This is a genomic window from Bacillus sp. mrc49 (assembly GCF_002803435.1).
In genome coordinates this window covers 1-5,490 of sequence record NZ_PHNG01000753.1, presented here as the reverse complement: position 1 = coordinate 5,490, position 5,490 = coordinate 1, and the positions used below count along the sequence as shown (strand labels likewise).

Annotated in this window: 3 protein-coding genes and 1 pseudogene; all 4 read right to left on the bottom strand. The window is 43.3% G+C overall.

The genetic code is table 11. From position 1 onward, the window contains the following. A partial coding sequence (locus CVN76_RS32175) for an ABC transporter permease/substrate binding protein (protein ID WP_100533104.1) occupies nt 1–1,456 on the bottom strand: 1,456 nt, incomplete at its 3' end. A 4-nt stretch (nt 1,457–1,460) separates the two neighbouring features. Continuing rightward, nucleotides 1,461–2,666: a quaternary amine ABC transporter ATP-binding protein gene (locus tag CVN76_RS22250; RefSeq protein ID WP_061140632.1), complete on the bottom strand. Its 1,206-nt coding sequence runs from the start codon at nt 2,664–2,666 to the stop codon at nt 1,461–1,463. A 954-nt stretch (nt 2,667–3,620) separates the two neighbouring features. Further along, nucleotides 3,621–5,015, bottom strand: a complete 1,395-nt coding sequence (locus tag CVN76_RS22245) for an amino acid permease (RefSeq protein WP_232732420.1) — start codon at nt 5,013–5,015, stop codon at nt 3,621–3,623. 287 nt (nt 5,016–5,302) lie between these two features. Then, nucleotides 5,303–5,490, bottom strand: a pseudogene (locus CVN76_RS22240) (histidine ammonia-lyase); the annotation flags it as partial.

The following is a 5,490-nucleotide window of genomic DNA, read 5'->3' as shown; positions in this document are numbered from 1 at the left end:
CAGTATCCCAGGCAACATAAACCAATTTGATTTTTTTACCGTTTCCTGGCGCTGCACCCTTGGTCCATTTGGATACCTTGTCCTGATGTTCTTTTATCCACTTATCTGCTGCCTCTGAAGGAGTCATTCCTTCTGCAACATTAACCATTACATTTTCCATATCTTTCGTTTCCCAGTAGAATTGATCAAGAATTTTATAGGCCCCTGGCGCATCCTGTTCAAGACCTTTTCTGGCGATCGAATTGATATTTTCAGCTCCGCCGTATGCTTCATCCGGATCTTCGAGATATTTCAAGTCATATTTCGAGAACATCCAATGCGGTGTCCAGCCTGTAACGACGATTGGTTCTTTTTTATCGATTGCCTTTTTCAATTCAGCTACCATAGCAGCCGAAGATCCTTCGACAAGCTTCCAATCATCTAGCTTATAATCGGAAATAGCGGTTTTGGTTTGCTTCATTATTCCTGCTCCAGGTTCGATTCCGATGATTTCATAATTGGCTTTGGCAGCAAAACTGTTCTCATCGCCTTTCACACCCGTGTCTTTTGCAAACGTAGTGAATAGTGCAGTAGCGACCACGAGTATCGCAAGAACGATTACAATGATTTTTCTGCTAACGATGTGCTCGTAAGCCGGCTTACGAAGATTTTGCGTAATACGATCAAGAATGATTGCTATGATGACGATGGATAGTCCTGCTTCGAATCCTTGTCCTACATTTATTTGGCTGACAGCGCGGTAAACATCTGCCCCAAGTCCTGGTGCACCGACCAATGAAGCTGTAACGACCATGGAAAGTGCGAGCATGATGCTTTGGTTGACCCCTGCCATGATCGTCGGAGTGGCCAAAGGTATTTGTACCTTGATTAACTTCTGGCCACTGGTCGAGCCAAAAGCATCCGATGCTTCGATCAAATCATTGGGCACTTCCTGAATTCCAAGATTCGTCATCCGGATTGTCGGTGCGATTGCGAAAATGAATGACGCAATGATCCCCGGCACTACCCCTATTCCAAAGAATAATATCGAAGGAATCAAGTAAACGAATGCGGGCATCGTTTGCATGAAGTCCAAAATCGGGGTGACGATCTTGCGCACCGTATTATTTTGGGCGCACCATATCCCAATCGGTATCCCGATCAATATCGTTAGGAATCCTGACAATAGCACGATAGCCAGTGTTTGGATGCTTGATTCCCAATAACCAAGGTTATCGATCAATAGCAAGCTGATAAGTGTAAAGATTCCCAATGGCCATCTGCTTGTATAGGTAACCAGCAGGGTTAGCACTACAATCAATACGATGGATGGTCCGGCACTCATTACGTCGACAAGTATATTTAAAAGTCCTTCAATAACATTCGTAATCAGTGTAAATAACCCAGCAAATACAATAGTTATCCAATCCACTAAAGAATCGACCCAAGCTCCTAGTGGGATTTTCGGCATATTCATTGAATTATTCACTCTCCATTTCATTCAAGGAATCTTTATTACCTGCCAAGGCACCGATAACGGCACCGCGGAGAAGAATTCCTTTAATTCTTTTTTCATCATCTACGACAGAGATCGGCAAGCTTGACGTTGCCATCACGTCCATAAGGTTTCCTAGCAATTCATCTTCTTTGACGGTCGGGATATCCGTAGTCATCACTTCAGATATCGATTGATTATTGCTCATGGCCTGACGCGCTTGTTCAGCTGTCACCGCCCCCAATAATTTCTGCTTCCTATCCACAACGAAAATGCTGGAATATCCCTGTTTACGCATGATTTCCAAGGCAACCCTCGGTCCTCTGTCAACTGAGATTTTCTCTGGTCGGATCATCACATGAGATGCTGTCAATACTTTTGATAAATCAACATCTTCGACGAACTTCTCGACAAATTCATTGGCTGGATTCATCATGATTTGTTCTGGTGTTCCCAGCTGAATCACGCTTCCATCCTTCATAAGCGCGATCCTATCCCCGATTCTCAATGCTTCATCAAGATCATGGGTAATGAAAATGATCGTTTTTTTATACTGATCTTGAATTTCAACCAGCTCATCCTGCATATCTTTACGTATCAGTGGATCAAGGGCGCTAAAGGCCTCATCCATCAATAATACGTCCGTGTCGCTTGCAAGCGCCCTCGCTAATCCGACCCTTTGCTGCATACCGCCGCTAAGTTGGGATGGAAGCTGATTTTCATAGCCCTTCAATCCAACCGCCTCAAGCGCCTTCATGGCTTTATCATGACGTTTTGCAGGATCGACCTTCTGGATTTCGAGCCCGAATTCCGCGTTTTCCAATATCGTTTTATGCGGGAATAAAGCAAAGTTCTGAAACACCATGCTTATTTTCTTTTGCCTGACCTCTCTTAAACGGGCGGCGTTCATCTTTACGATATCTTCTCCGCCAATCAATATTTCACCAAGGGTGGGATCGATCAAGCGATTGAACATACGGATCAACGTCGATTTACCGCTTCCGGATAAACCCATGATGACGAATATTTCGCCAGGGTAAATCTCGAAATTCACATTATTAACGCCGACAGTCTGTCCCGTTTCTTTCAGTATTTCTTTTTTCGATTTGCCTTGAATCAATAAATCTGTTGCAGCTTTTGGAGATTTGCCGAAAATTTTCGAGACATTTCTGACTTCTACATATGGCTTCATCAAGTCACCTCATTCTAATAGTTGCCCATATGATTCAGTTTTGCTGAATTTCCCCGTTTTATGCGAGTGATGATGATTAATACACACGTCCCTTGAAATAATCGGAATGTAAAAAACGATTCTAGCTCTACACTTTTTCTTATGTTCCATACTATATATAGATCAAAAAAAGCGGATTTGACACATATATGAGGGGGCCTTCTTGTAATGTATTGTTCCCAAGAAGGAATTCTTTACTTGGATTATATATGTGTGATTATTTGAGCATTTCCAGTAGGAAAAAGAGGTGTAATCACAACTGAGGGAACAAGCAGGCACAACCTATACCACCTGTAACATAAACGATTTCCACTTAGAGACATTGTCCAGGCGTCGGACAAACGATTACCCTCTAAAGTACTTCATTTTCCTAAAACCAGGTGGAATAATACTTGGTATGACACCAAAACGCATTGAAAAATAATATAGGATTCCCATGTGTCTATTTTGAGTATTTCAAGCAGGGAAAAGAGGTGCAATACTACTGAGGAATCGAACAGGCACAGCATATACCAACTGAAATATAATGGTTTTTTATTTTAAAGCTTCGGTCAGTCCAAGCACATGGACTGAACCTTTATCCCTAAAGTACTTCATTACCTTAACAAACTATGAATATTAATTCAAATGATGTGCGGCCGGATTCCTGCTTATAATGGCCAAAATCACATTCCCTTACAAGGGTTCCAAAATCTTGAGAAAACGTTGATATACCAACGTTCTGGCAAGCCGAAAAAATAAAGTCCCACCCTCCGCCGTAATTTTTTTCAGTTTTTTTTCGATTTGTAAAGTTCCAAAAAAACCCAGAAACACATTTGGAACATCCCACCTTTGGATAATCTCGTATCTTATTCCCCCAAATCCCCAAAATAAAACCTTGAAATAATTTCCTATTCCAAGGCTTTCATCCAGCAGTTACACATTCCTATGTTCATCGAAATCTATCCGGCATTTTTCTAACGGAATCACTTTCGTTTTTTTAATGAATTTATAGCCGAGCCACATCACCAAAAAAAACGGGATGCCAAGATAAGCTGCCATTACGCCCGCCCAATTAATGTGGTCTCCCATGAATGCTTGATAGTTTTGCGCCATTAAAACGAAGAAACAAAGGGCAAAGGAAAATATCGGACCAAAAGGGAACCATTTTGACAGATAGGGAAGATCATCCAATGAATGTCCTTGAGCGATGTATGCTTTCCGAAACCGGTAATGACTTGCCGCTATGCCAAGCCAAAAGATAAAACCCGTAACTCCGACAGCATTCATCAGCCACACATAAATCACACCATCACCGAAAATGGATGCAAAAAATGCCAACATGCCTACAAGTGAAGTGACGATCAGTCCCCAGATGGGAACGCCGCGCTTGTTGAGTTTTCCGAAAAGTTTTGGTGCCAGCCCTTCGTTTGCCATCGAGTACAACATTCGGCTTGTCACATAAAGACTTGAATTACCTGCTGATAATACGGCGGTTAAAATGATGGCATTCATCACTGAAGCTGCAAATGCCAGTCCCACTTTTTCGAATACCATCGTAAACGGGCTGACCATGATCGTGTGCCCCTGAAGACTCCCATTTGTATATGGAACGATCAGGCCGATAACCAGTATGGCTAAAATATAAAACAGGAATATCCGCCAAAAGATGCTGCGAACGGCCCTTGGAACATTCTTTGCCGGATCTTCACTTTCACCCGCTGCCACACCGACGATTTCGGTACCTTGAAAAGAAAAACCAGCCGCTATGAAAATTCCCAATGTCGCCAAGAACCCGCCAGCGAACGGCGCGTCACCTACCGTGAAATTTTTAAAACCGATCGCCTCTCCGTTCATGATTCCGAAGATCATCAGTATACCGACCACGATAAAGATGATGATGGTCGCGACCTTGATGAGTGAAAACCAATATTCCCCTTCTCCATATCCTTTAACGGATACGTAATTCAATAGGAATATCAAAACTAAAAACATGGAACTCCATAAAAATGATGGACTGTGCGGAAACCAGAACTTCATGACCATCGTTGCGGCAGATAGTTCCGCGGCAAGCGTCATCGCCCAAGTGAACCAATAGTTCCAGCCAAGCGCAAATCCGAGGGCGGGATCGATGAACCTTGTAGCATATGTACTGAAAGCACCGCTGACTGGCATGAATGATGCCAATTCACCCAAGCTTGTCATGATGAAATATACCATGATGCCGATGACGGCATATGCGACCAACGCCCCGCCAGGACCTGCCGAATGGATGGCCGGGCCACTTCCGAGGAAGAGCCCCGTTCCAATCGCACCGCCTAATGAAATCATTGTCAGATGGCGCGCTTTCAGTTTTCTTTGCAAAGAATGTGGCGGCTCGTTTTGCTCATTTTTACCGGGCAGTTGCAATTGGCGATTTTCCAAATTAAATTCCCCTCCAACCATGCATTTTTAATCTCTCAAGATCTTGTCGATTCTCATTGCATCCAGGTCTTTTTCTCTAATCAAGAAGATACTTTCGGGTTTTTAGGAACTATGTACTTTATCAAACGTTGCCAGGCCTAAAAACCCGGTAAGGGGCTCATGGGCCTAGCATCCAGAAGAAAACCGCCATATCATTATGTGGTGGGCAAGGACCCATGAATGAACGAATTCCAGTCGATTTCAAGTAACCAGCTAGCCGCTGCTTCAATATCCTTAGCAAAGACGCGATCTTGTGTAATGCTCGGAATGATCTTTCTTGCTTCCGTATAAAAATCCTTTGTGAATGGAGCCATCTTTTCCGTTCCGCGGTACTCCACCGCTT